Genomic DNA, 26,253 nt, shown 5'->3' on the forward strand with positions numbered 1-26,253 from the left:
AAGCATTTTATTGTATGCATATAGGAGTTATTCCAATTAGTAGGAAATTTTCCTACTTTATCAAATAAATTACTACATTTACTTTCTGGAAATCGGGTTTATGAATGATCAGTTATTTGCGGTAATAGATGTTGAAACTACGGGAGGTGGCATTGCAGGAAACCGCCTTACCGAGATTTGTATAGTGCTTATGAAAGGTGCTGTGGTTATTGATAAATATTCAACACTTATCAATCCTGAAAAGCATATTCCGTTACAGATAACTGCGCTCACCGGCATTGACAATGATATGGTTGCCAATGCTCCAAAATTTCCTGAAGTTGCAAAAAAGATTGAAGAAATGACCCGCGAAGCAATTTTTGTGGCTCATAATGTAAATTTTGATTACAATGTGCTGCGGAATGAATTTAAGGACCTTGGTTTTGAATACTCCCGAAAGAAATTATGTACGGTACGTCTCTCGCGAAAACTTATCCCCGGATTATTTTCCTACAGTTTGGGCCGGCTTTGTGACTCCATTAATATTCCTATTGTAAACCGGCACCGGGCCGAAGGGGATACAGATGCCACAGTGATCCTTTTTCAACGTCTTTTATCCCTTGATGATGATTTTAAAGTGATTCGGTCCTTCCTGCACGCCCATTCCAGGCAGGCAACCCTGCCGCCACATCTTTGTGCCGAACAGATCTATGAACTGCCCGAAAGCCCCGGGATCTATCTCTTCAAGGATAAGAATCATAAAGTTGTGTACGCAGGCAAGGCTATCAATATCAAAAAAAGGGTGATCTCTCACTTTTATGATAAATTGAGCAAAGAATATCAGCTTGGCCAGGAAACCTACTATATAGATTATGAGACCACTGGAAATGAACTTATGGCCTTGTTGCTGGAAGCCGAATACATAAGAAAGTACTATCCAAAATACAATCAGGCACAAAAGCGGCCCGGGACCATTTACCAGATCATAAGTTATGTGAACCAGCGCGGGATCATACAGCTTGCCCTTGGGAAAACCAAACTCATCAGGGATTCCGTAGGCACCTTTTACAGCAGGGCGCAGGCCACAGAAAAACTGGAACAGCTATGTGAAATGTTCAAGTTGTGCCCCCGTTACTGCACTTTACAAAGCAATGTAGAGATCTGTTCCCATTACCGCATTAAGAATTGCGAGGGCGTTTGTGATGGTTCGGAATTGGTAGAAAATTATAATGAAAAAGTTGAAGCTGCTATTGCATCCCTAAACCGCGAATCTTCCACTTATGTGATCAGGGAAAAAGGGAGGCATTATGAGGAAGAAGCATTTGTATTGGTACGTGATGGGCGCTATCTTGGTTTTGGCTATGTAGATAAAAATGCCCAGGTAAGCTGTATTGATGATTTTGAACCTTTCTTAAAATTGCAGCAGGCCACCTACCATACCAATAAGATCTTAAGCAATTATGTACGCAAACAGGGGGCTCCCAATATTCTATTCTTCGACGATTTCTCTACCGCAGGCCCAAGGCCTTCCCAAAATGTTACCCAGGAATTATTCGGGATGAGTTGTTGAGGAGTATTGAGAAGTGAGTAGTGAGTAGTGAGTAGTGAGTATGGTTGAGTGCTTGTATATTGTATAATGTAGTACTGATTTGATCTCTATAATTTGAAATTTTATTTTTGAAATTGAATTTTGGTGTGGGAATTTGGAACCTGCCTGCCTGCCGGTTTGTATATTGGAAATTGGAGATTGGAGATTGGATATTGGAATTTTAAGTTTTAGAGTTCACTTCTTTGATACTATTCACAAAAATAAAAGCATGCGGATCAATTAAAGCAATTGCTTTTTTTATACGGTGTACTTCCAGGCGGGTAACTACGGTCATAATTATATCGCAATCCTGTTTAATATTAAAGGAACCCGGCAGGGAACCCCGCTCTCCTTTATAGGTGCTTATAGATTTTCCAAAGTCCTTAACAAGGGTAGCTTTGATAATTTCCTGATCTGCTGAAATAATATTAAGAGCGGTAAATTCTTCAAAACCTTCTACTACATAATTGGTAGTTTTCATAGCGGTATAGTACACCAAAATGGAATACATCCCGGTTTCAATTCCAAACCTGTAGGCCGCACCTAAAATTATGAGGGTGTTGAGGCTTAGAATAATTTCTCCCGAGGTAAAAGCCGATTTCTTTTCGGTATAATGGGCAATTACTGCGAGCCCGTCTACAACCCCACCGCCACGGATCACCAATCCAATTCCAAGGCCAATGAAGAATCCGCCGAAAACTGCAATCAGCAATTTATCGTGTGTAAAAGCCGGAATTTCTATAAAGTACATCCCTGCGGAAAGCAACAACATGGCGATCAATGACTGAAGTCCAAATGTGTGGCTAATCTTCTTATATCCAATTATTACAAATGGCAAATTGAATGCAAGCAGAATTAAACTAATATGAATATTGGCCAGACCGGTTAACAGAATTGTAAGCCCCGTGACCCCGCCATCCAGAAAATTATTTGGAACCATAAATCCCTGTAAACCTATAAGAGCAAACAGCACCCCAAGAAGGATAAGGGTTATGGATTTAAGCGAGAAAATGGATCGCCAGTTTATATTGCGGGCTTTTTTCATAAAGAAGGCCCATTCTATCCAGGGCTGAGGTTAAATTTTAAGAATTTTATATCTTACTTCAGCGTCACCGAAGAGACATAAAACTGTTTGATTTACAACAGCTTAAGTTATAAAATTATTTCTTGCGGTAATCACTGCGAAATACCCTTCACCTCATATTTGTGTTTATTGGCGTATGCGACAAGGGAGAGCATTACCGGCACCTCCACCAAAACTCCCACCACACATACCAGGGCGGCAGGGCTTTGAAGGCCAAACAATCCTATTGCTACAGCAACCGAAAGTTCAAAGAAATTACTGGCTCCAATCATAGCGGCAGGTGCGCATACAGGATGAGTTAATTTAAGTTTCTTACCGGCAAACCAGGTAGCAAAAAATATAAAGTAGGTTTGAATGATCAAAGGCACAGCGATAAGAAATATTACCAGCGGATTGTTGAGTATATTTTCTCCCTGAAAAGCAAAGAGCAGGACCAGTGTAAGCAACAGGGCAATGATGCTAACCGGTTTTAATTTGGGCAAAAAATTAGTTTTGAACCAATCGGCCCCGTGGCGTTTTATAAGTAAGTTACTGGTAATAATTCCTGCTACCAGGGGAATTACCACATAGATCAAAATACTTAGAATAAGGGTTTCATAAGGGACCACAACATCGGTTATTCCAAGTAATAATCCCACAATAGGTACAAAAGCCACCAGAATAATAAGATCGTTTACAGAAACCTGCATAAGGGTATAATTCGGGTCTCCATCTGTCAAATAAGACCATACAAAAACCATAGCGGTACAGGGGGCGGCTCCAAGTATGATCGCCCCGGCAATATATTCCCCCGCAAGGGTGGGATCTATGAATGCCGCAAATAATTTCGTGAAAAAGATCCAGGCAAAAAATGCCATTGTAAAAGGTTTTACCAACCAGTTCATGACTAATGTCAAAACGATTCCTTTTGGCCGTCTTCCAATTTTTTTAATGCTCGTAAAATCAACCTGGAGCATCATTGGGTAGATCATCATCCAGATGAGGACCGCAATTGGGATGTTCACTCTATAAATCTCCCAGGTGCTCATTACCTGCATGGCATCACCGGCAATAAACCCGATAAAAATTCCTCCGGCAATACAAAAGGCAACCCATAGACTAAGATATTTTTCGAAAAATGCGATTTCCTTTTTAACTGCCATTACTTTACTTTAATTTCTGAAAAAACATATTTTAATTCGGTTGCGATCTGCTCGCTGCGCTCCTTGTATTTTTGTTTTTGCTGCCCGGTACCATCAAATTCTTTTGGATCTTCATACGTAACAGGGATACGTTTTTCAGCACCTGCGATAAAGGGGCAACCGGCATCGGCCTGGGAGCAGGTCATAATTGCTGCAAATCCCGATTTCGGATTAAAATTATCATCAAAGGTTTTTGAAAATCCGATTACCGGATGCTCATTTTCACCAAATTTTATGCTGTACACCGGGTTTTTTTCTTCAGAAAGTTTCGCGATCTCAAATCCATGCTCTTCCAGAGTTTCCGCAGCAACAGGGAACAATGCAGTTGCCTCCGTTCCTCCTGAATAGCAGAATATATTGGGAATATTATAATATGCAGCCAGAGCCTGTGCCCAAACCTGGGAAAGGTGACTTCTGCGGGAATTATGGGTACAAATGAAATTAAGCCTTACCGGTTGTCCCTTCGTTATTTTTTCCTGAATATATGCAACAAGGGATTGCAGCAATTTTTTTCTTTCTTTGGGAATAGAATCAAGCTTTAAAGCAGTGATGTTTTTATCAACTTTTTCAAATAGTTCAGAAGTTTTCCTGGTCATTGTGAGATTGTTTTAATTGGAAATAGAAATCATTAACAGCAGCCGGAAACACCTGCAGGGCCACAAAAATTTTCTGCTTCCTCAATTGATGATTTTAGGAAATTCAAAGGTTTATTTCCCGGTTTTTGTGCAAAAACGGTAATGCTGAAAATTCCGGTGTGCCCGTTTTTAAAGGCTTCTTTTTCCGTTTGGTCAAGGTACCTGTCCAAGATTGCATCAGGAATGACTATCTGCTTCTCTTTTTGAATACTAATATTTTGAAATCCGGTATTCCTTATGTGTTCCAGATATTCATCTTTTTGAATGGCACCGGCAATGCAGCCGGCATACATTTCAGCATCCATCTTTAATTTTTCTGGCAAACTGCCCACAAGCACAATATCAGAAATACTGAAATGTCCGCCTGGTTTTAAAGTGCGATATATTTCCTTAATCACCTTTTGCTTATTGGGTACCAGGTTGAGTACGCAGTTACTCACAATAACATTAGCCAGATCATTGGAAACCGGCATGTTCTCAATATCTCCCTGCCGGAATTCCACATTATTGAAACCAAGTTTTTCGGCATTTACCCGTGCCTTTTTGATCATATCCTCTGTAAAATCTATTCCTATCACCTTACCGGTTTCCCCGGCCTCATGGCGTGCAATGAAACAATCATTTCCGGCACCGGAGCCCAGATCTATTACCGTATCTCCTTTCCTTATTTTCGCAAAGCCGGTTGGAAGGCCACATCCCAAACCAAGGTCGGCATCAGGATTATAACCTTCCAGTCCCGAATAATCATCGGTCATAATATTATAAACTTCAGGAACCTGAGAGTTGCCGCCGCAGCAGGAATCATTTTCCCCACGGGCAATCTCTGCATATTTTTCCTGAACGATCTTTTTAAGTTCTTCTGAAGTTGTCATAGTTCAATCTTTTTAGTGAAAACAATCAACAATTAGTGCTGCAGGAGGAGGGAGGCTGAAAGCTTTCAAAAAACTCCCCAAAAAGGCCTTTAATTTCTTCCCATTTTACCGGATTGATACAATAGCTTACGGAAACCCCTTCTATGGTTCCCTGAATGATCCCGCTGTTTTTCAATTCTTTGAGGTGCTGGCTTATGGTAGCCTGGGCGAGACCAAGTTCTTCAACCAAATGGCCGTTGATACAGGTATTTGCCCTTAGCAAATATTCAATAATTGCGATACGTGCAGGGTGTGCAAAAACTTTGGCAACACCGGCGAGTTCATTTTGCTTATCGGTAAAGAGATCGGTTTTTGTAACTCCCATTTTAAATTATTTTTTCAAGTTGATCCTCGCTGTAAAAATTCAGCAAAGTGGGTAATAATTCTTCTTTTGGCAAATAGGGAATTCCATAGATCCTTTTAGTAAGCGTGTTTTCTATAGTTTGGATTACTTCCCCTTCTGCACGTGCCCTGCTTTTTAGCAAGGGATCCTTAATGCCTGCCTGCATAGACAAACATTGATTCACCACCCAGGCATAAGGAATGATTCCGGCCCTTTTTAAATCTTCCTGTAACGCCGCGGCTTCCCGCATAGGAGTGGTTTCAGGAAGGGAAACCAGGATAACTTTAGAAAGACTGCTGTCCTGTAAGGCCATATAAGGCGTTTTTATTTTTGCGGGATCCATGCCGGTATTGCGCATTACTTCGCGATGATAACTTCCTGCAGTATCCAGCAACAATAAGGTATGCCCGGTAGGTGCGGTATCAATAACCACAAATTTTCGCCTGGCCTGTTGAATGGCTTTGGAAAAAGCGTGAAAAACAGCCACTTCTTCGGTACAGGGGGATTTCAGATCCTCCAACAGAAGTTTCTTTCCATTTTCATCAAGTTTTTGGCCTTTTTGCGCCAACACTTTCTCTGTATAGCGTTGGGTTTCAATTTTGGGATCAATGCGATCTATGCTCAGGTTTGCAGGCAGTTCGCCCAATTGGTCTATAAAATCCTGAATGTGGGCAGCAGGATCTGTTGTTGTAAGATGCACCTCAAAACCTTTGCGTGCAATCATAATGGCAAGCGCAGACGCTGTTATAGTTTTCCCAACCCCTCCTTTTCCCATAGTCATAATTAGTCCGTGATCCTGAGTAGCGGTAAGATCATTTACCAACTCATCTATTCCTTTTATAAAGGAATTTACATCATTCTTTTCTGAAAGATTTTGCTCCACCTCTTTCTCCTGCAATTTTTCATTATACAGGGAGCGAAGTTTTTGTAATTCTAAGACATTATAGGGTAAAAGCGGAAATTGCTGCCGTTCCAGACCATTTAGATTTTGCGGAATAGATGCTAATTGTTTATTCGCTATTTCCTCCATTTTCACTGCAAATTCATCAGAATGGTCCAGCGCTTTAAAGACACCATTGATCAATAATTTCTGATTGTTCAATCCAAGTTCCTTTAGTTCATCACTGGTACGGGAAACTTCTTTTAAAGAAGATCTTTCCGCCCGGGATACGAGGTAGAACGTGGTTTGGTTTGCATCGCGTAACGTTTCAACTACCTTATTGTATCTTTCCTGACTGCTCTTTAAGGCTGAAGTTGGGCCCAGACAGGAAGCGCCGTCCGGGTTTTTTTCAGAAAACGATGCCCAGGCAGCGGGTAATTCCAGCAATCTTAGGGTGTGTCCGGTTGGAGCGGTGTCAAAAATGATCACATCAAAACTTTCGCCTTCATTTTCTCCGGAAATAAAGCGTGAAAATTCATCAAAAGAAGCGATCTCGGTGGTGCAGGCGCCCGAGAGTTCTTCCTGCATTTTCTTTATGGCTGCTTCGGGCAGGATGTCCCGTAAAGGTTCGGTTACCCTGTTTCGGTACTCATCTGCAGAAACTTCCGGGTTGATATTGATGGCCATTAGATTTTTCAATCCCTGTACGGCACCCATCTTTTCAGTTACAGGGCTGTTGAGCACATCCTCAAGATTGGAAGCAGGATCTGTACTTACCAGAAGGACTTTTTTCCCTTCATCGGCCATTTTTATGGCGGTGGCACAGGAGAGAGAAGTTTTTCCTACGCCTCCTTTGCCGGTAAAAAATAAATATTTTGTTTGGTGCGATTCCATAATCCTGTATGTTAAGATTTACACTGTTGTTTTAGCAACATCCCGAATTGGGCGCACAGGAATCTGCAGTGGGTTGAAGTTCACCTAACAAACGGTTAGCCTGTGTTATTATCTGCTTACTAAGGGAGTTTTTAGCATCATTACCAATATTCATTGCCCGGGCTATTTCCTGAATTTCAATGTCCAGGACTTTTGCCCTGCTAACTTGTTGTTTCAGGAAAGTTTCGTTGGAAGCCGCAACCGCGGCTCCTATACCAATAAGTACATTGGTTTTTTCAGCAAAATTCTCATTTGAAAAATGAGTTTTCCCGGAGGTCTGTGAAGTTTTGGTTTCCAGCAGCTGTAGCCATTCTTCTTTAGAAGGATATTCCCCTGCTTTCACCAATTTATCATTAATGAAAATATAGGGAAGAGAATCTACGCCTTCTTCCTGTAATTTTTTTATGGCATCAGGATACTCTTTAAAAGCAGCCCCATCATTGGAAATGTTATGACGCTTTACCTCATACCCAAGGGATTTAAGCCATTTTACATTGGCGGCTGTCTGGACCAGTGTATCGTCTACAGATGGGCCGCAAACTCCTGTGCTACAACACAAAGCCGGATCTAAAATAGTTATTTTCAAGGGTGAAAATATTTTAAAGAATATTACATTGCAATATTACGATAGATACATAAATAAAACAAATATTTCAGGATTTTTTGAGGTAGGTATTCTTTAAACTTCCAGGGCTTTTCTATCCCAATCTGCGAGTTTTGCTCCAGCCTCATAGGTGCTGTCAAGAAATTCGCGCAGCATTGCCTCCGGGTCTTTGCTTTCCTGCACTGCTTTATAAGGTAGAATAAATTCATGGAGGGATTGGTGATAATAGGCTTCCTCTGGCTCTATGGCTGCATCTTTAAAACCCTCCGGTTCGGGGTAGAGATAACAATAAAAAGCGGCTTCAGGAAGGGCCTCGCTTCCGGGCCAGAATCCCGCGCTCATTACCTCGTGAGAGTAGGCCTCCTCTGCCACCCAATTGGCAAGGTTGGGTATACCGCCGGGATGTTTGGGAGCAATTCGACCTGAAAAACGGGATGCTGCAAGATCAAAACTTCCCCAAAAGAAATGAACATCGCTGCATTTTCCCCTGAAGTGGCATTTAAATCCGGTAAATACATCCTGCATTGCCAGCAGACTTTTATGCAAGGCGGTAACTTCTTTAATGTCGTAGGAATTATGGAGGGTATCATCTTCAAATCTTATTGGATTGGGCAATTCCACAGGCCTGGAATAGATCTCAAGGTCAATATTGAGGGTTTTTAGATTGGAGAAGAGCTTCTCGTAGAATTCAGCGACCGAAAGTCCGGGTAAGCTAAATTGCCTTTCCTCACCCCGGCTGGTCAATATTATTAAACGATGTTTAATAAAGTCCAGGTCTATCTGGAAGAACTGGTCGCGGTAGGGAAGGGTAGAAGTGGTTAAGCCGGTAGGGGTTATCTTTAGGCTCACGTGCCAGGAATGGTTCATCCAGGTTAAGGTTCCCAGTTTAATTTTCCCAAGGATCTGGGTCCACATGTGCAGGGTTTCATAGGTGTCTTTTCCCGTTTCATAAGATAGTGCTGGCCATTTCGTTTCCATAGAATTGTTTTTCAGTTTACAGTACTTAATTTACTCAATCTTTTTGAAACAAGCTCTAAATCCAAAACTCAAGAATCAAAAACCAAAATTCAAATTCCAAAATCCAAACCTGCCTCCCGGCAGGCAAGTTCCACATTCCAAAAACCCAGATTCAGAACATCTCATTTTATAACCCAATCAACATTACAAAATAAAGTATGCACTATACATGCCCTATTCCCTAATTCCTACTCCCTAATCACGAACTTCGCCCCCGAATCCTGCTAAGGGATTGAGGTTTTATGCCCAGGTACGAGGCAATAAGGTATTGTGGGATGCGCTGTACAAAATGCGGATAACGACTGGAAAATTCTTTATAGCGGTGGTCTGCATCCTCACTTATAGTTTTAGCAATTCGATAATGCAAAGTAGCCAGGGAGTTTTGGAGCAGCTTGCGAAAAAACCGGTCAAAAAGGGGATGGGAGCAACAAAGCTTTTCAAATGAATTCTTGTTTATAAGTAAAGCCCGTGTAGGTTCCAGGGTTTCAATGGTAGTAACTGCAGGACTACCTTTAAAATAGCTGGAAGCATCTGTGATCCAGTAATTCTCAATGGCAAACTGCAACGCGTTTTTATCGCCTTTTTCATTAACATAATATGAATAACAGGAACCTTCCAGAATAAAATATTGATAATTACAGGCCCTTCCGGCCTCTGCTAAAAGTTCTTTCTTATCAAAGGATTTTTCGAAAGAAAGTTCGCGCAGGTTATCCAGCATTTCTTCCGGGATCTCTTCTCCCAGAGTGTATTCCAGATGTTTTTTTATAAGTTCTTCCATGTATTTTGCTGAAGGTTTTTTCCTGAGCCGGAAAATAAAAATACGAAAAGATGGTCGGTTTCTTGGCTGAATTATCCCTCGAGTCACCAGCTTCTGAAAGAATAAAGAATAATTTAATTTTAGCAGTAGAAATACAGGCTGGTTTTTTATTTCCCTTGTACGGGCATGGAAGCTTTTCTACCTTTAGGAAATTCTGAAGCAAATATGAAAGAACTCAAAGATAAAACCGTCCTAATAACGGGTGGAGGTTCCGGCATTGGTAAATTAATGGGAGAATTGATCCTTAGAAAAGGAGGCCAACTCATTATTTGGGATATCAATGAGGTGAATATAGAGCAAAGCCTGGCAGAACTTTCGATTTTAGGAGAAGCTAGCGCATATAAAGTGGATGTATCCAATCCGGCCGAAGTGAAAGAGAAGGCCTCCCTGGTGTTACAGGAACATGGGGTTATAGATGTTCTTATAAATAACGCCGGGATCATTGTGGGAAAATATTTTCATGAACACAATACATCAGATATTCAAAGAACTATGAATATCAACACAGCGGCACCTATGTATGTTACTGCCGAATTTTTGCCCGGGATGATGGCCCAAAATTCCGGACATATATGCAACATTGCTTCTTCAGCGGGGCTGGTGTCTAACCCTAAAATGAGTGTGTACGCTGCAAGTAAATGGGCCATGATTGGCTGGAGTGACAGCCTGAGGCTTGAAATGGAACAACTGGATAAGAATATAGGAATTACCACGGTAAATCCTTTTTACATTGATACGGGAATGTTCGCCGGGGTGCGATCTAAAGTTCCCATCCTAAAACCGGAAAAGGTGGCTCGTAAAATTATAAAGGCAATAGAACAGGACAGGATATTTTTAACCATGCCCTGGAGCATGCATCTGGTACGCCTGGGCCAGGGTTTATTTCCCATCAGGTTTTTTGACTGGTTTGTGGGAAAGGTGTTGGGAATGTACAGCACCATGGATCATTTTAAAGGCCGAAAAGAATAAATATATTAAAAGGAAAAAAATTGGAAAATACATCAACCACCGAAATAGATAGAATACACAGGGAACACCAGAACTTTTTTGCCACGCATCAAACAAAGAATATCGATTTTAAGATTGATAAACTTAAAAAGCTGAAGTCCACCATTGACAAATATGAAGGACAGATCCTCGAGGCCTTGGGGAAGGATCTTGGAAAGTCTGAAGAAGAGGCATATCTCACCGAAAAAAGCATTGTAACCGGGGAAATAGAGCATCATTTAAAAAATCTTAAAAGATGGGCCGCTCCGCAAAAGGTATCTTCAGCTCTTCATTTGTTACCTTCTTCGGGAAAATTGTTATTTGAACCCCTGGGCCAAACGCTTATTATTGCGCCCTGGAATTATCCATTCCAGCTGCTTATGGCTCCGCTAATCGGGGCAATTTCTGCAGGTTGTTGTGCCATTTTAAAACCTTCAGAAAATACTCAGCACATAGCCGCGGTGATGGACAGGATCATCAAGGAAACCTTTGAGCCAAATTATATAGCTATGGTTCACGGCGACCAGGAAACGGGCGCCTACCTGCTGGAGAAACGCTTTGATATGATCTTTTTTACCGGCAGCACCCGGGTGGGAAAAATTGTGATGAAGGCGGCGGCTGAACATCTAACGCCTGTGATCCTTGAACTGGGAGGAAAAAGTCCCTGTATTGTAGATGAAAATGCCAATATTGAAATAGCTGCAAAAAGAATAATTTGGGGGAAGACCATAAACTCCGGCCAAACCTGTATTGCGCCCGACTATCTTCTGGTGCACGAGAAGGTAAAGGAGGAACTTATAGAAAATATGCAGAAGCATATTGAGAGTATGTACGGCCGCGATCCTGAAGAAAGTAGCTATTATCCCAGGATAGTTAATAAGGATGCCTTTGACCGGCTTTCCCAGCTTCTTGAAAAAACGGATGGCACCATACGTCACGGCGGACAAAAAAACAGGGAGAAGCTTTATATTTCCCCAACTATTCTTGATGGAATTACGGGGGATGATGAACTTATGAAAGCCGAGATCTTCGGTCCAATATTACCAATTATGACCTTTACATCCTTGGATGAGGCTATAACCCAAGTCAATTCGGCCGAAAAACCCCTGGCTCTTTATTATTTCGGAAATACCGAAAAAGGGGAGATGGTCCTGGAAAAGACCAGTTCCGGCGGGGCTTGTATAAATGATACGCTTATGCATATAGCCAATCACAATCTGCCGTTTGGTGGTGTGGGAAACAGCGGGCAGGGCAGCTACCACGGCCGGGAAAGTTTTTTAGCCTTCAGTAACCGCAGGGCAGTAGTAACTACCCCAACCTGGATAGACCTGAAATTTAAATATGCGCCCTTTAAGTATTTTGAATGGATAAAGAAATTGATGTAATTTGAGTTTTGTGGGGTCTTTAATAATGTTTTTTAAACCTTTTGCTTCAACAATTCTTCCAGGTCCAGCTTTGTATCCAGAAAGCTTTCCACTTCCATTTTGTTCATACCGGGCTTGATGCCGGGGAGATAATGGATCTTAATCAATCTTTTGTCATTTTTTGAAAGACTCCTGTTATTATCTGTCTGGCGGGGATAAAAAATGCTGTATTCATTATCCACTTCTCCCAACAAACCCAGAGATTTTAAGAATAATCGTTGAAGGTTATAGGTACCCCTTTGATTATTTGTAATGAGATTTGGCACTATGCAATAAGCCGATCTTTCAAGCTGATATTGCTTGTTATATTTTCTTGAATTCCAGTGGTCGAAATGAGAAATATCCACCCCCGGAAGTTTGATGTTTTCAAGAGCGGCAAATTGTTCCAGGTCGCTAAAATGAATAGCGATCTGGGCCTTTTGTAATTCGGTAGTTTCAATAATTTCCAAACCGGTAAGCGATTCAAGATCTGTAATAAAACGGACCCAATTTTTGCGGGACATATATTGCAGGTCACCTTGAACAAAATAATGAATAGTATTCTGTAATTCCCATTTAATTAGGGGAGAGGGTGTATTATTAACTACGAGAAAAGAACTTTGGAGATAATCGTTTTTAAGGTCCAGCGCTTTACGGGATTGGGAATTCGCGGTAAAAGACAATAAACTAATAAAAAGGAGAACCAAAAGAGAACGGTTAAACATGCGGGTAAGTTTAAGAAGGTTTATAAAAAAATAAAAATTCCCGCAGGTAGGGTAGCGCAGAAACAAATGATTGAACAACAAAACTAAAAATTAATTGAAGAGAACGAAGAAAAATCAAACAAAATGTTTGGAACAAGGTTACCGAAACCTCACAGGTTCCGAAATCTAACGTCTACAGTCTAACGTCTACAGTCTATCGTCTACCGACTAAACTCTTAACATTCCCCGAAAACCTCTCGCAGCGTAGTAAGATTGAGCGCCGTTATGATATATAAAAACATTGTCGTACCTGAAATCCCCAAAAATTGCTCCGTCCAATTTTCTTATTTCCGCCGGGGTTTTTAACCAGCTGGAAGTCCTGGAATCGAAATTCCCGAGTTTCTGTAAATCCCTGTATTGCTCTTCAGTCAAAAGTTCAATGCCCATCGCGGTTGCCATATCAATGGCATTATTACCTGGTTTATGCTCCTTTCGCGATTCCAATCCTTCACGGTCATAACAAGTGCTTCTACGGCCTTTGGGACTTTCGGCAGAACAATCATAAAATATGAATTCCCCCGATATCTCATCCTTACCAACCACATCCGGCTCCCCGCCGGTACTTTCCATTTCATACAACGACCACAATTTTTCAGGATTACTTTCCATTCTTTTTAGCACCTCTTCCCATTTAAAATCCGTGTGGCGATTCATATTTTTTTCAAAACGAGTTTTTAAGTTTGGTAGAAGCTCGTCCCGCTGTTCTGGTGATAATTCCCTTTTTGTAGTCATAGTATGGAGTATTGAGAATTGAGTATTGAGAATTGAGTATGGGTTTTCTGTAAACTGAATATTGTATAATGTAATAGTGAAAATAGTGAATAAAGCCAGGAGTTCCAAACATGTTGGTTTTGTATCCTACCGTCTACCGTCTACCGTCAAACGTCTATCGTTTACCTTTATTTAAACAATGCCCTATATAATTACCTCTTAGGGACTTATGGAAAGCCCATCCTTCCCGAAGGAAAATTGTGAATAACCTACCCCCAAAATTCCCTGCAAGCCCTGTTTTAAATTATATTTTTGGCGCTCTAAAAATAAATATAATGAGTGCAACCTGGTATGAATGTAAGGTGAAATACAGAAAAACACACGAGACGGGAGAGCAAAAAGTTTCTACCGATACCTATTTGTTAGATGCAGTTTCCTTCACAGAGGCAGAAGCAAGGATCAACGAAGAAATGGCGGCTTATACAAGCGAGGAATTCAAAATAATGAATATTAAAGTGGCCAATTTTTCTGAGATACATCCATTTGAAAATTCCGACAGGTGGTTTAAATCCAAAGTTTCCCTAATAGCACTGGATGAAGAGAGCGGAAAGGAGAAAAAAACAAACATATATATGCTGGTGCAGGCAAATGACGTAAAGGAGGCTTTTGAGAATACCACCCAGGCAATGCAGAATACAATGGGAGATTATACAATTCCTTCGATTACTGAATCTCCAATTCTGGACGTGTTTCCATATTTTTCGGGAGATGAAGAGGAGTTAGATGAGATCCCGAATAATGAAATCGCAGTTCTGGCAGAAGAGGAAATTTAAGTTGCCGCAGTAATATGATTATAAAAAACACCTTCCTTTCGGGAGGTGTTTTTTATTTCTGATAAGTATCTACACAAATTGCAGATCTGCGCCAACTTGATTGAGAATTGAGTCGCAAATATTCAGACTTTGAGCAAATATCAACTTATATCTATTCGGTAAACAATTTTCCAATAGAATATGTGCGCGCACTTCCTTTTATAGCAACTCTGTCACCCTTAAGAATACATTCCAAATTTCCCCCGCGGGGAGAAATTTGCCTTGCAGATAATTCAGTTTTACCAAGTTTTTTACTCCAGTAGGGGATCAAAGAACAGTGGGCAGATCCTGTAACGGGATCTTCAAAAACCGTTGCGCGGGGGGTAAAAAAGCGGGATATAAAATCAGTTTCATTTTCTTTTCCAGGGGCCGTGAAAATTACACCGCCTGTACCCAGATCTAATTTGTCAAAATGCAGCCTGTTTATCTCAATGTTTTGCACATCCTCCTCTTTATCATAAATCAGTACAAAATCCCTCGCTTTTAAAACTGCTGTAGGCTGGATGTTCAGCGAATCTTTCAGCAATTGCGGCAAGTCGGCAGGCTCCGGACTGCGGGTAGGAAAGTCAAGGGTATAAGTATTATTTTCAACCAAAACCTGCAATTCCCCGCTTTTGGTATCAAAGAGGATCTTATTGCCCGGGAATTTTCTTATTTCCTTAATGGCATGAGCTGCGGCCAGGGTAGCGTGCCCGCAGAGGTCCATTTCTATTTCGGGCGTAAACCAACGCAGGTGGAACCTGTTGCCGCGATCTACAAAAAATGCAGTTTCTGCCACGGCATTTTCCATGGCGATCTTCAGCAGAAGCTCATCGGGAAGCCATTCGGCTAAGGGTACAACACAGGCAGGATTCCCTGAAAAGACCTCGTTTGTAAAGGCGTCAATCTGGTAAAGATGAAGTTGCATAATAATAAAATTTTTAAGCCTGAAAGATAAACATTCTAGGGGGAGATAGTAAAATTTCGGGAAGGTGGTTTTATCTGTAAAAGGGGTAAAGAAAAAAACTCCCGGAGAATTATCCCCGGGAGTTTATAATTGTACCTATAAATAATTTCGCTTACTGTGCATTTTCACCTATATCGCCCTGTGCAACAATAATATTAAGGGCTTCGGCACTAAGATGTACATTGATATAGCCATCTACTTCCAGGACATCGTCATATCCAAATGCTGTGTCGTCATCCAGAGATGCCACATTTGTTTTGCTCATTCCGCTGGTTCCGTTTATCGGGTTGAAAGTAAAGATTATATCACCCCCTTCGGCTGCCGTATTTTCATGAATGTGGGCAGGATGGGATCCCCCGGGAGGAGTATTTTGAAGTTGAAGGGTTGCAAGGGCTTCCCCATTCTTTCTTTCTTCAAAAGTAGCAGTACCGCTTATACCCGGCACATCTTTTTCACTTAGTTGATAGGTTTTAGATTGTCCCGTTAGTTCATTTTGACCTATATCTCCCTGCGCTACTATTGTTCCCAGATCATTTGCGCTTAGATGTACATTAATGTATCCATCTACTTCCATCACATCATCATACCCAAAAGCTGAATCGTCATCAAGGCCTGATACATTTGTTTTGCTCATTCCGCTGGTACCGTTTACCGGGTTGAATGTGAATATAATTCCACCACCTTCAACAGCCGTATTGGAATGAATATGTGCGGGATGCATACCTCCATCCGGTGTGTTATCAAGTTGCAGAGTAGCCAGCGCATCTCCGTTTTTTCTTTCCTCAAAAGTAGCGGTACCGCTTATTCCGGCAACGGCTACTTCATTAAGGTCATATATCTTTCTCTCTCCGGTAAGTTCATTTTGACCAATGTCTCCCTGGGCTACTATGGTACCCAGATCATCGGCGCTTAGATGTACATTTATGTACCCGTTAACATCCATCACATCATCATAACCAAAAGCAGATCCGTCATCCAGGCTTGAAACATTAGTTTTACTCATTCCGCTGTTGCCATCAACCGGGGTGAAAGTAAAAATTATATCACCACCTTCAACTGCTGTGTTGGCGTGAATATGGGCTGGATGCATCCCACCATTAGGAGTGTTATCAAGTTGGAGGGTTGCAAGGGCATCTCCGTTTTTTCGTTGTTCAAAAGTGGCTGTTCCGCTAATTCCTTCAATTGCCACTTCGTTTAAATTATATACTTTGGAAACCCCGGTAAGTTCATTTTCCCCTATATCACCCTGGGCTACTATAGTACCAAGATCCTCAGCGCTCAGGTGTACGTTGATATATCCATTTACATTCATTATATCATCAAAACGAAATGCAGTTCCATTATCAAGTTCTGCCACATTTGTTTTGCTCATTCCGCTGGTGCCGTTTACAGGATTGAAGGAGAAAATTATATCTCCACCTTCAACCGCGGTATTTGCGTGAATATGTGCGGGATGCATTCCCCCGTCCGGAGTATTATCCAGTTGCAGGGTTGCCAGTGCCTCCCCATTTTTTCTTTCTTCAAAGGTAGCAGTCCCGCTTATTCCTTCAACATCTGCTTCATTAAGGTTATAAATCTTGGTATTTCCCGTGAGTTCATTTTCACCTATGTCCCCCTGGGCCACAATAGTTCCAAGATCATTTGCGCTTAGGTGTACATTGATATACCCGTCAAAATCAAGAAGTTGTTCATAAGTAATCTGCGTTCCGTTATCAAGTGCCGATACTGTTATAGTGCTTTTCCCTGTAGCGCCAACAACAGTTCCAAGCGTAAGAGCTATATCCCCACCTTCCGCAGCCGAATTCAAATGAATATGAGCGGGATGAGATCCATTTTGGGGAGTTCCCTGAAGTGCCAGATCAATGGTAACCGAGTTATCATCATTTTCAATAAAAGTGGCAGTTCCAGATATTCCGGGATCGGCTACCGCAGATAAATCATAGGTTGTTGTTTCACCTGTAGGTGTAACATTCATAATGTCATCATCTGATGTACTACAAGCCGTAAGTAGTGCACTAATGAAAAGGACCATAAAAATTCTGTGTAATTTTTTCATTATAATAAATAGATTTTAAAATTTATATAGGTTAAAACTATATAAGGCTATTTTTAAAAATAAAATGTTTAACAAAAATTATATTTTGTTAAACAGTGTTTTGTTAAAGTTTTAACGGGATCTATATAAATCGACTTCGGATACTATTAACTGCAGAATGTGTCTAATGATGAAGCGCTTTTTATTACATTAATAAGAAAGCTATTTAAACAGCTCATGGATCTCTTGATATTATAAAAACGTGTTAAACCTTCCCTCGCAAACAATGTCACTTAGTGGCACGCGCAAGGATTTTATTATTTTAGAGCATTAAGCTGAAAATATGAAGTTATCAGATAAAACCGAAGCTGAAGAAATTAACGAAATCCTTAAAGATGAAAAGGTGCAGGATGCCATTAAACTTTCATCTGAGGATAAACCCGAGGATCACAAGGTGATTGAAAATCAGGGCCGCTCTGCTCTGGGAATAACCGTCATCATTTCTATTATATGTATCATATTGTATTTTTTGCTTGAATGGAGCTATTTTCCTGTGCGTGAATCCTATATAGCACCTCTTCAAAAAATAGTATTGGGATTGATGTTTGCATCCTTTGTCTTGGTTTTAAACCGTGTGTTTAGAAGCATTATTAAAAGAAAGGTCAAGGACGGTTCTGTTGCCTATAATTTAAAGAACATAGTTAACCTGTTCTCCGGCATCTTTATATTTGCTATAGCCCTTTCCCTGTTTTTTACCAACTGGTATGCCACCATGGTTTCCTTTGGAGTGGTCTCTCTAATTGTAGGTTTGGCTTTGCAAAATCCGTTGAGCAGTTTTTTTGGCTGGATCTATTTGCTGGTAAGAAAACCTTATGAAGTAGGAGACCGTATCAAGATTGGACCGGTATATGGCGATGTGATCAATTTGGGATATTTTGATACAACTCTATGGGAATTCAAAGGCGATTATCTCTCGGGCGATCATCCAAGCGGGCGTATCATCAAATTTGCAAACTCCAGGATCTTTCAGGAATATGTTTATAATTACTCCTGGCCCTTGTTTCCCTTCATTTGGCATGAGCTTAATTTATTTGTCTCTTATGATACAGATTTAAAGTTAACAAGCAATATCATTCAACGCGTGGCAGAAGAGGAAATAGGAGAGACCATGATGCGAAGGGTTAAACGATTTAAAAAAATACTTGCAGGAACGCTTATAGATGAGCTTGAGGTGAAAGAAAAACCTACTATAATCCTGAGGGCCCATACCAATGGATGGATAGAGGTTACGCTGCGGTACCTGAGTGAACCTAAAAATTCAGGAAGAATAAAAACCCGTCTTTTCCAAAAGATCATGGAAGAACTTCTTAAACATCCGGATAAAATTGGGCTGCCTAATATAAAGCTGAATAAAACGGAATAGGAGTTTAAACAATCACATCTTTGAGAAGTGAGGGGATGTCCTTAGATCCTTTCCTCCTTTTCAAGCTCTGACGTTTTTGAATTGGTAGAATTAAAGGATTCTATCAACTTATAGGTAAACGGAAGCTGGACTTCCAGGCGGGTAAGTATGTCTTCTGAAATGCTGCTTCGGCTGAAGGGTACAACCTTTACATATTCCTGGATCTCACCCTCGGCCCGGCCGTATTTATAGTCATAAGGAAAATCTCCCTTCTCATTTACCCGCACAAAATTATTATCCCGGTTGGGGACACTAATATAAAACTCACTGTTGTTAATAAAGCCGGCCTTATTAAAAAGTTCCTGTTCCTTTAAATGTTGAAATAATTCCATGGCAGTATTTATGGCAGGATCTATAAGTTTAATGTCTTTTGCCATGTAATTGCGATACCTGAATTGCCCGTCCTCCTGTTGATAATTATACAATTCGCCAAGCACATTTTCTATTTCGGCGGTTAGATAGGGATAGTGGGTACAACCCAGAATAATAGACTTTAAAGGCTGCTGTACATTGGCTTTTCTTATTTGCTCCATTAGAGAGACCAAATGATAGCGCACATAATTTTCAGCATCATTAATTTGCAGAATATTGCAATCATCACTCCCTGCGGCATCACACAGCATTTTGAAATCTTCATAATCAAAATTGTAAATATCCAGAAGGGCTTTGTCTATCTTTAAATTTCCTTTAAAATCGGGGCCTTTATAACTTTCCCGTGGGGAGGTAAGATTTTTATCAAAATAATCTGAATCTTCGTCTACTGCTTCGGCTATCCCCACGCCACCCTGTTGGAAAACTTCAATATTACCGGTGTATCCCAGTTTTTCTATTTGATCATAAAGTGTGTTTACATAGCCTTTGGATGTAACGGTGCCGGCAGTGGCCATAACGGCAATGGTTGCGTCTTCATCCCGGGCCAGGTTCTCAAGGGATCCGCGCACCCCGGCATCTATAACCCCAATCACTTTAATATCCAGTTTGGCCAATTTCATAAAGGCTTCAATATTCTCCTTCCCATAGGCCGTTGCAGTATTGCAGGCGATCACCAGGGCCTTAACAGGAGATTTGTCAATTTTATAGGTGATGGCATCAGGGGAGGGATAATATTTATCTCCTAGGATAAACTGAACATCTTTCAGGATGTGTTCCAGTAACAGGGAGTTTTTATTTGCGGCTGAATAGTTGCCGTAAGGCATATTCGCCTGATCTGCCAGATAGATAAATTCTTCTTTTTTAAAATCTATTTCCCCATCGGCCCCCAGGGCAAGGGTCTTATTGTTATAGCCATCAAAATTCACAATAGCATCGAGAACCGTGAGCCCGCCAATACCCGAATCAAATACTCCAATGGGAAGTTCCTTTACCCCGGTAGGATAGTCCTTGGTGTCTATATAATAGAAACTGTCCTTATCATTTAAAATACTATTTGTGATTGCATCCTGGGACCAGATTACAACCGGATAGAATAATAATAACAGAAAGATGAATTTAAAGGACCTCATAATGGCAGGGGGTTTTAATTTTTCAGAAATAAAAAGTTATATTTTTTTGCTGAAATCTTTAGTATCAGATAAGTGGATATATCCGTTTAACGATGTTGGTCAATAAGAATTAAATTCCCGTCGGGGTCATTCAGCATAATGCTTGCCGGGCCTGTTGTGTTTTCGTCGGCTTCGGAGTTCAGGCTAACCTTTTTGTTTTTAAGATGTTTCTGGATCTCTCTTATATCGTCAAAATTTTCAAGATTTTGAGCGTTCTCATCCCAACCCGGATTAAAAGTGAGAATATTCCCCTGAAACATTCCCAGGAACAATCCAATCAAGGAATTTCCATTTTTCATAATAAGATAGTTTTTGCTAAAATCTCCTGCAAAAACTGTAAAACCCAGCTTTTCATAGAAAGTTTTCGATACCTTAAGATCTTTAACGCTAAGGCTCATTGAAAATGCTCCCAATTTTAAATTTTCCATAATGTGTATTTTATAAAGAATTATAATTGAAGTTAGTAAAAATTCAAATATATCTCAGGGTTGTAATGACTACTTAATTGTAGGGATAAACCGGAATGATTTTAATTTTCATTAAAAAGAAGAAGTAAAGTTACTTAAACTTGCAAGCTCCTCATGGGATCAGTGACAGCCCAAAACAAAGGTGTCGAATCTGTTATTATCCCTGTTTCACCTCAAATTAATCCTTAATTATTTTACCTTCTACCAATTAAATGATTAAATTACAGTGGTTTAGCATGATATTATAAAAACCGCCTAATAGTTAGAACCCTCAAATCTAACCTGAGCCTCTGTGTTAGCCCTTCCAACGCAGATCATAGAATCCAATGTAATCTGGCCATTTTTAACTTCTAAAGGAAAAAGTAGTTCTTCCTCAAAAAATGGAAAATTCTATTTCAGTACCTAAAACTTATAGATCGCTGCAGGATTAATTTTTAAAACCCTGAAATCATGAGCTCATTTAAATTCTTTTTACCCGTTCTTATTTTTTTATTTTCTTTTATCTCACCCGGCACTTCCCAAATTCTGCCTAAGGATAAAAAACCGGAAAACAAGGTTAAAGCCCACACTACCCACAAAATGGAAGCCGGTGATCCTTTTACCCACGGCCGGGAAATGCTTCATCACATGATGTATGAGCAGGCAGCCGAATTATTCCAGGAGGCAATTCAAAAGGATCCAAATAATGCAATGGCTCACTGGGGTTTGGCTATGACAGCCTTACGGCCCCTTTGGGCACCACCAAATTCCAAAGATTTTGAGAATGGCCTGCTTGCTGTTGAAAAAGCGCAAACCCTTGGCCATCCTGGCGTAAAGGAACGTGAGGAGATAGAGGCTTTGCACAATTACTATATAACAGCAAAGGATGCTGGTTACAGGCAAGGTTTGGCAGCCTGGAAAACTTCCCTGGAAAACCTGTATAATAAATATCCCGATGATATTGAGATTGCCTCTTTCTACGGTCTGTCTTTATTGGCGACCGCTCCACAGGATGACAAAACCTATAGCCAACAACAAAAAGCAGGGGCCTTGATGGAAGAAATGCATAAAAAGGATCCCATGCACCCGGCACCTTTCCACTATAGTATACATGCCTATGATAATCCTGTACTTGCAGAAAAGGGAATTAGGTTTGCGAATGCATATGACCAACTGGCGCCAGATGTGCCCCATGCCCTTCACATGCCTAGTCATATTTTTGTTAGGGTAGGGAAATGGGATGAAACCATTCAATGGAATCTCCGTTCAGCTGAATCGGCACTGCGACAACCGCATGGGGAAATGACCTCCTATCACCATGCTCATGCGTTGGACTATCTTATTTATGCATATTTACAGCAAGGGCTGGAAGATAAAGCAAAAGGGGTGTTGGCAGAGTTAAATTCTATTGAAAAGTATCAGCCAAATTTTGCGGCTGCATATGCCATCGCTGCCGCTCCGTCCAGATATCTTCTGGAAAGGAGAAAGTGGAACGAAGCCGGGGATTTTATGCTTGATAGTTCAAAAGGTTTTCCCTGGGAGAATTTTCCGCAAATGGAGGCTATTTCCTGGTGGACACGTGGATTGGGAGCAGCAATGAGCAATGATACAGATCTGGCCCGGGAATCAGTTGAAAAATTAAAATCGCTTGAAGAGCAAACAAGGGAAAATGATGAAGAATATTGGGCTTTGTTGGTTAATACACAACGAAAAACGATAGAAGCCTGGATCCTCCATAATGAAGGGAATTATGAAAAAGCACTTGCTTTGATGACAGAGGCTGCAGAGCAGGAAGATTCGGTTGAAAAACACCCGGTAACACCAGGGAATGTTTTGCCGGCCAGAGAATTACTGGGAGATATGTTGGTTCTGCAGAATAAACCCGATGAAGCAAGAGCCGCATATAAAGCTGCGCTTGAAATTTCGCCAAATCGGTTTAATAGTTTATATGGGGCAGGAAATGCGGCTGTATTAGCCGGAAGGAATGACCTGGCCCGGGACTATTTCCAACAGCTCCACAAAATTGCATCTAAAGAAAGCAAGCGTCCTGAACTGGATGTAGCGAATTCATTTGTTCAAAAGAAATAGGGTAAAATTTTAATACAAAGTTTTAGGACGCAAATTCCCAATCTTTGCCAGGGGTGTTCTATGGTCCTTGGTGAAATTTTATTGGCGTTGAAAGCCCGGTTTAAAGTGTAAGATAGATAATTTTGTTTCTACCTCGCCGTATGTTCTGGTAATTATTATGAAGCTGTGAGGCGAAGTAAAATTGGAACAGGGAAGGCGTTTATATCACCCTCTGTTCCCGATACATTTTTCTTATCTGCTCCCCCGCATAATTAAAACACCCGAACTTCGGGAAAAATAATTTGGATAGATAAGTTTCCATCATGGAATTCAAAGAAACCAACCAGAGACCCCAAAAAACAATTCAATAAATTTTAAAAATAAATAAGCGAATTAATGCAGTTTTAATATATTTACCTCCATTTAATTAAATATTTATTACTTCCCCCAAAAATTATTGATGAAACAATACATCTTTCTGACTTTCGCATTATTATCAATTTTCCCCTCTTTTTCACAGGTAGAAAAAAATAAAAAGATCCGCGTTTTTCTTGATTGTCAATCTTACTGTGATCAGGATTTTATAAAACGTGAAATTCCATTTGTAGATTATGTAAATGACCGGTTCCAGTCCAATGTATTTATTTTATCAAACCATCAGGTAACAGGCAGTGGAGGCCGCGATTATAAATTGCAGTTTACCGGAAGGGAAATGTTCGCGGGGGTAAATGATACCTTATCTTTTGTGAGGCATGCCACCGCCACCGATGATGAAGGAAGACAACAAATGGTACAAACCCTTAAACTGGGCCTTGTTAAATATCTTGCCCGCACCGAGCACGGAAAGAATTTGCAGATATCTATGAAGGAAGATGGGGGTGAAGCAGGTATAGAAACTGGAGCGCCGCAGGAGGATCCCTGGAACCTTTGGGTATTTAACGCCCGGGTGAACGCTTATCTGAACGGGGACAGGAATTATTTCAGCAATAGTTTCAGCTCGGGATTTTCGGCGGCGAGAATTACTGAAAAGTTTAAAACCACCACCTCTCTAAGTTATAGCGTGAACAGGAACCGTTATGGGGAAGGGGAAGATGCCTTTGAATTTTCAAACGAATATTACAGGGGTAATAATACTACAGTTTGGGCCCTTGGCGATCATTGGTCAGCCGGAGGCTATTTTGAAGTCCTACGGTCAGATTTTGGAAACTACAGATCCTCCTGGACCCTTAACCCTGCTATAGAATATAACTTTTTTCCATATTCAGAATCAAACAACCATTACGTGGGATTGATGTATAAAATAGGGCCTTCTTATTTCGATTATTATGAGGAGACCATTTATCTGCAAACAGAAGAATTAAGGTTTAAACACAACCTTTCCCTCGATATAAGCCTTAATAAAAAGTGGGGTCAGTTGAGCGGATCGGCCTCTTATGGGCATTATTTTCATGATATTTCTAAAAACAGGCTCACCTTTTCGGGATATGCAGATCTGCGCCTGTACAAAGGACTTTCATTGAACTTAAGCGGCTATTTTGCATTACAACGGGACCAGTTGAACATTGCCAAAGGAGATATTTCAAATGAAGACCTCCTTACAAGGAGACGACAGCTCGATTCCAATTATTCGTTTTATTCAAGTTTTGGAATTAGGTACAGGTTTGGTTCTATTTTCAACAATGTAGTGAATCCGCGTTTTGATGGCGCAGGAAGCGTTTACTTCTTTTAAAACAACCGGGTTTTATTTAAAAGGGATTACTTTTCCTGCTTAACAAGGAGGTGAGGCTCCGTTTTGAAACAGGGATAAGTATTAAATTTTCGGGTAGGAATGGGTGAAATCTTACTCCTGGTATTTATCCACTTCCATGAATTTTTTCATAAAACGGAAACTGAACCTAAATTGTGGTGCGGCTTCTTTCTTTTGCGGTAAGGATTTCCCCAACAGGCTGTACAGCATTTTCATTTCTTCTTCAGGAAGTTCCTGAGCCATAAAGGCATGATTTGAATTCATAATCTTTTGTTTTTATTTACCCTAGTAATGCTGTTTTTCAATAGAGGATTTATTTATAGCACCTACCCGTTTTTCCGGGAGAGGCTTTCCAACCCCGAAGTGGTATCAATAATTCCCGCGCCTTATTTATAGCAGCCGGATAAAAGTAAAATACACTACCGTTAATATTGTCTCAATACAATCATAATTATTTAAAAAAAATAAAAGATGGTCAAGCCGCTTTCATCTTCCTATCCGGAAGCGGGGGCAATACATTTTAAAAATAAGATCATACAGGTTTACAACACAAAGAGCTGGATGTTGAATTTTTTTGTAAACAACACTTTACATTTCAAAATTTATTATATATTTGTAAAGTAAACATTACATAAAGTAAACTATTAATTACATTAAACTGAAATTTAAGATGAAAAAAGAGAGAAGAAAAAACCTTTACCGGTTAGCAGCCTGGACCTGGAGTTGGGTAGTTACCATGGCCATAGCAACATTTGGGCCTAAATATATTTGGGATGACCATACGGTTTTAACGGTACTTGCCGTAACTGTAAACTTTGCAAACGGGATCTTAATGATCATAGCAAACAGAAACCTCTTCAATAATTTTGACGAGCTGGAAAGGAAGATACATTTGGAATCCCTGGCTTTAACCTTGGGGTTGGCAGTAGTGGTGGGGTTAACTTATTCCCTGCTTGACATTACCAATCTTATTGGGTATGATGCAGAGATAAGCAATCTTGTGTTATTCATTGGTATTGCCTATCTCCTCTTTGTAACTGTAAACACAAGGCGTTACACATGAAAAACAAGTTAAAGGTATTAAGGGCTCAGAATAACTATACTCAGGAAGATCTGGCAGATATTATTGGGGTATCGCGTCAAACCATCAATGCCATTGAAAAAGAAAAGTTCGACCCCAGTTTGCCCACGGCTTTCAGGATCTCAAAACTCTTTAAGCTGCCCATAGAAGAAATCTTTCAGTTTGATGAAAATTAATGGGGTTTTGAAGAATCTCTTTTTAAGAAAACCTCACAGGTTA

At 40.5% G+C, this 26,253-nt stretch carries 25 protein-coding genes; 9 read left to right on the forward strand and 16 right to left on the reverse strand.

All coding sequences use genetic code 11. The features are described from left to right. Nucleotides 1-100 precede the first annotated feature (100 nt). Nucleotides 101-1,549 carry an exonuclease domain-containing protein gene (locus tag FK178_RS02505; protein ID WP_146830676.1) on the forward strand — a complete coding sequence of 483 codons (1,449 nt, stop codon included), beginning with the start codon at nt 101-103 and terminating at the stop codon, nt 1,547-1,549. Between the two features lie 199 nt (nt 1,550-1,748). Here the strand turns inward: FK178_RS02505 and FK178_RS02510 are convergent, their stop codons facing one another. The 9 genes from FK178_RS02510 to FK178_RS02550 all read right to left on the reverse strand — a co-directional run bounded on the left by FK178_RS02510 (nt 1,749) and on the right by FK178_RS02550 (nt 9,933). Next, nucleotides 1,749-2,612, reverse strand: a complete 864-nt coding sequence (locus FK178_RS02510) for a YitT family protein (RefSeq protein WP_146830678.1) — start codon at nt 2,610-2,612, stop codon at nt 1,749-1,751. A 131-nt stretch (nt 2,613-2,743) separates the two neighbouring features. After that, nucleotides 2,744-3,793, reverse strand: coding sequence for an ACR3 family arsenite efflux transporter (gene arsB, locus FK178_RS02515; RefSeq protein ID WP_146830680.1), 1,050 nt, complete (start codon nt 3,791-3,793; stop codon nt 2,744-2,746). Continuing rightward, a complete protein-coding gene (locus FK178_RS02520) occupies nt 3,793-4,428 on the reverse strand; it encodes an arsenate-mycothiol transferase ArsC (RefSeq protein WP_146830682.1) in 636 nt (211 codons plus the stop codon). Before FK178_RS02520 ends, arsB begins: the two co-directional genes overlap by 1 nt. A 32-nt stretch (nt 4,429-4,460) precedes the next feature. Next, on the reverse strand, nt 4,461-5,339 hold the full coding sequence (locus FK178_RS02525; RefSeq protein ID WP_146830684.1) for an arsenite methyltransferase: 879 nt from the start codon (nt 5,337-5,339) through the stop codon (nt 4,461-4,463). Nucleotides 5,340-5,364: 25 nt separating this feature from the next. Further along, a complete protein-coding gene (locus FK178_RS02530) occupies nt 5,365-5,703 on the reverse strand; it encodes an ArsR/SmtB family transcription factor (protein WP_146830686.1) in 339 nt (112 codons plus the stop codon). A gap of 1 nt (nt 5,704) precedes the next feature. Beyond that, complete coding sequence (gene arsA / locus FK178_RS02535) at nt 5,705-7,495, reverse strand: arsenical pump-driving ATPase (protein ID WP_205677205.1); 1,791 nt, start codon at nt 7,493-7,495, stop codon at nt 5,705-5,707. A 31-nt stretch (nt 7,496-7,526) separates the two neighbouring features. Continuing rightward, on the reverse strand, nt 7,527-8,120 hold the full coding sequence (gene arsD, locus FK178_RS02540) for an arsenite efflux transporter metallochaperone ArsD (protein ID WP_146830690.1): 594 nt from the start codon (nt 8,118-8,120) through the stop codon (nt 7,527-7,529). A 93-nt stretch (nt 8,121-8,213) separates the two neighbouring features. Next, nucleotides 8,214-9,116 (reverse strand): DUF5996 family protein, encoded by a 903-nt coding sequence (locus FK178_RS02545; protein ID WP_146830692.1) that lies wholly within the window; start codon nt 9,114-9,116, stop codon nt 8,214-8,216. 238 nt (nt 9,117-9,354) lie between these two features. Beyond that, entirely contained in the window at nt 9,355-9,933 is a 579-nt protein-coding gene (locus FK178_RS02550) for a Crp/Fnr family transcriptional regulator (protein WP_146830694.1), read from the reverse strand. 204 nt (nt 9,934-10,137) lie between these two features. On the opposite strand from FK178_RS02550, the gene FK178_RS02555 reads away from it, so the two are divergent. Next, on the forward strand, nt 10,138-10,941 hold the full coding sequence (locus tag FK178_RS02555; protein WP_146830696.1) for an SDR family oxidoreductase: 804 nt from the start codon (nt 10,138-10,140) through the stop codon (nt 10,939-10,941). A 20-nt stretch (nt 10,942-10,961) separates the two neighbouring features. Further along, nucleotides 10,962-12,344 carry an aldehyde dehydrogenase gene (locus FK178_RS02560; protein ID WP_146830698.1) on the forward strand — a complete coding sequence of 461 codons (1,383 nt, stop codon included), beginning with the start codon at nt 10,962-10,964 and terminating at the stop codon, nt 12,342-12,344. 32 nt (nt 12,345-12,376) lie between these two features. On the opposite strand, the gene FK178_RS02565 is transcribed toward FK178_RS02560, so the two are convergent. Together FK178_RS02565 and FK178_RS02570 are read right to left on the reverse strand one after the other, a co-directional pair. Continuing rightward, nucleotides 12,377-13,087, reverse strand: coding sequence for a DUF2927 domain-containing protein (locus tag FK178_RS02565; RefSeq protein WP_146830700.1), 711 nt, complete (start codon nt 13,085-13,087; stop codon nt 12,377-12,379). 207 nt (nt 13,088-13,294) lie between these two features. Continuing rightward, nucleotides 13,295-13,858 (reverse strand): DUF4256 domain-containing protein, encoded by a 564-nt coding sequence (locus FK178_RS02570; RefSeq protein WP_146830702.1) that lies wholly within the window; start codon nt 13,856-13,858, stop codon nt 13,295-13,297. Nucleotides 13,859-14,172: 314 nt separating this feature from the next. Here FK178_RS02570 and FK178_RS02575 point away from each other — a divergent pair, with 314 nt between their 5' ends. Then, nucleotides 14,173-14,670, forward strand: a complete 498-nt coding sequence (locus FK178_RS02575) for a DUF4494 domain-containing protein (protein WP_146830705.1) — start codon at nt 14,173-14,175, stop codon at nt 14,668-14,670. Between the two features lie 151 nt (nt 14,671-14,821). Here FK178_RS02575 and FK178_RS02580 read toward each other — a convergent pair whose 3' ends face one another. Together FK178_RS02580 and FK178_RS15540 are read right to left on the reverse strand one after the other, a co-directional pair. Further along, entirely contained in the window at nt 14,822-15,616 is a 795-nt protein-coding gene (locus tag FK178_RS02580; protein ID WP_146830707.1) for a PhzF family phenazine biosynthesis protein, read from the reverse strand. Nucleotides 15,617-15,767: 151 nt separating this feature from the next. Next, a complete protein-coding gene (locus tag FK178_RS15540) occupies nt 15,768-17,711 on the reverse strand; it encodes a CHRD domain-containing protein (protein WP_205677206.1) in 1,944 nt (647 codons plus the stop codon). A 322-nt stretch (nt 17,712-18,033) separates the two neighbouring features. Here FK178_RS15540 and FK178_RS02590 point away from each other — a divergent pair, with 322 nt between their 5' ends. Continuing rightward, entirely contained in the window at nt 18,034-19,113 is a 1,080-nt protein-coding gene (locus FK178_RS02590; protein ID WP_146830709.1) for a mechanosensitive ion channel family protein, read from the forward strand. Between the two features lie 41 nt (nt 19,114-19,154). On the opposite strand, the gene FK178_RS02595 is transcribed toward FK178_RS02590, so the two are convergent. Both FK178_RS02595 and FK178_RS02600 read right to left on the reverse strand, forming a co-directional pair. Beyond that, the gene (locus FK178_RS02595) at nt 19,155-20,654 is read right to left on the reverse strand and encodes a glutamate racemase (RefSeq protein ID WP_146830711.1); all 1,500 of its coding nucleotides are present in this window, start codon (nt 20,652-20,654) and stop codon (nt 19,155-19,157) included. Nucleotides 20,655-20,740: 86 nt separating this feature from the next. After that, nucleotides 20,741-21,121: a VOC family protein gene (locus tag FK178_RS02600; RefSeq protein WP_146830713.1), complete on the reverse strand. Its 381-nt coding sequence runs from the start codon at nt 21,119-21,121 to the stop codon at nt 20,741-20,743. Nucleotides 21,122-21,610: 489 nt separating this feature from the next. Here FK178_RS02600 and FK178_RS02605 point away from each other — a divergent pair, with 489 nt between their 5' ends. Then, on the forward strand, nt 21,611-23,227 hold the full coding sequence (locus FK178_RS02605; protein ID WP_146830715.1) for a tetratricopeptide repeat protein: 1,617 nt from the start codon (nt 21,611-21,613) through the stop codon (nt 23,225-23,227). Nucleotides 23,228-23,666: 439 nt separating this feature from the next. After that, nucleotides 23,667-24,935, forward strand: coding sequence for a hypothetical protein (locus FK178_RS02610; RefSeq protein ID WP_146830717.1), 1,269 nt, complete (start codon nt 23,667-23,669; stop codon nt 24,933-24,935). Nucleotides 24,936-25,046: 111 nt separating this feature from the next. On the opposite strand, the gene FK178_RS15425 is transcribed toward FK178_RS02610, so the two are convergent. After that, nucleotides 25,047-25,217: a hypothetical protein gene (locus FK178_RS15425; RefSeq protein ID WP_168194548.1), complete on the reverse strand. Its 171-nt coding sequence runs from the start codon at nt 25,215-25,217 to the stop codon at nt 25,047-25,049. Nucleotides 25,218-25,623: 406 nt separating this feature from the next. Here FK178_RS15425 and FK178_RS02615 point away from each other — a divergent pair, with 406 nt between their 5' ends. Together FK178_RS02615 and FK178_RS02620 are read left to right on the forward strand one after the other, a co-directional pair. Beyond that, nucleotides 25,624-26,016, forward strand: coding sequence for a hypothetical protein (locus tag FK178_RS02615; protein WP_146830719.1), 393 nt, complete (start codon nt 25,624-25,626; stop codon nt 26,014-26,016). Next, nucleotides 26,013-26,210, forward strand: coding sequence for a helix-turn-helix transcriptional regulator (locus FK178_RS02620; protein ID WP_146830722.1), 198 nt, complete (start codon nt 26,013-26,015; stop codon nt 26,208-26,210). The genes FK178_RS02615 and FK178_RS02620 overlap by 4 nt, the downstream gene beginning before the upstream one ends. Nucleotides 26,211-26,253: the final 43 nt, after the last annotated feature.

The organism is Antarcticibacterium arcticum (assembly GCF_007993795.1).
GTDB classification, from domain to species: domain Bacteria; phylum Bacteroidota; class Bacteroidia; order Flavobacteriales; family Flavobacteriaceae; genus Gillisia; species Gillisia arctica.